Consider the following 910-nt stretch of genomic DNA (forward strand, 5'->3'; position numbering starts at 1 on the left):
GTGGGGGTGGATGAGCGCACGGCGGAGCTGGATGCCGGCGGCAAGGACACCTCGTACGTGGGCGTGGGTGCGCGCCATGGGCTGTCCGAGGATGTGGCGGCGGTGGCGGCGCTGGAGCTGTTCTACCGGCCGGATGATGCGGACTACGGGCGATTCCCCGGGGATGATTTCTTTGCCCGCAACGCCAACGTCGGCCTGGAGAGCCCTTACGGCACGCTGCGGGGCGGCCGGGTGACGGCGCCGCTGTATCTGCCGATGGTGTTCACCAACGCCTTCGGGGGCTCGTTCGTGTTCTCGCCGGCGAACTTCCATACCTACGCGGGTGCCGGGCGCAGCAGCCTGGTGGGGGACTCGGGCTGGAGCGACAGCGTGATGTACACCGCGCCGGGTGCCGGCGGTGTCACGGCCAACGTGGTCTATGGGTTCGGCGAGCAGCAGGGCGCCAGCGGCGAGAACCGCGTGGGCGCCAACGCCGTGTATCGTGCCGGGGCGCTGGTGGTGGCCGCTGCGGGGCACATGGTGGATCTGTCGACCACGGGGTTCTATCAGGATGCGGCGGCGCCGGCGGATCCGGGGACGCAGTATGCAGGATTGCTGGGAGCGAGCTACGATTTTGGTGTACTGACGGCGTATGCACAGTATCAGTACATCGACAATGACGTGGACGCGGCGGCCGAGGGCGACGCGTTTTCGAGCAACACGGCCACGGTGGGGGTGTCGGTGCCGGCGGGTCCGGGGTCGGTGCTCGCTTCGTACGCCTACTCGGATGCATCGCTGAGCACCGGCAGCGCGAGCGGCGGGGGCCATTCGGTGCTTGTCGAGGCCGGGGCGCGGCGCAGCTGGGCGGTGGGCTACGAGGTGGCGCTGGATGAGCAGGCGACGGTGTATGCCACCTACTTCAGCGACGACA

At 68.9% G+C, this 910-nt stretch carries 1 protein-coding gene; it reads left to right on the plus strand.

The features are described from left to right. Positions 1-910, plus strand: a 910-nt coding sequence (locus tag QWY84_RS20030) for a porin (RefSeq protein ID WP_290204828.1), incomplete at both ends; no start/stop codon positions are given.

Origin of the sequence: Aquisalimonas lutea (assembly GCF_030409225.1) — a bacterium.
GTDB classification, from domain to species: domain Bacteria; phylum Pseudomonadota; class Gammaproteobacteria; order Nitrococcales; family Aquisalimonadaceae; genus Aquisalimonas; species Aquisalimonas lutea.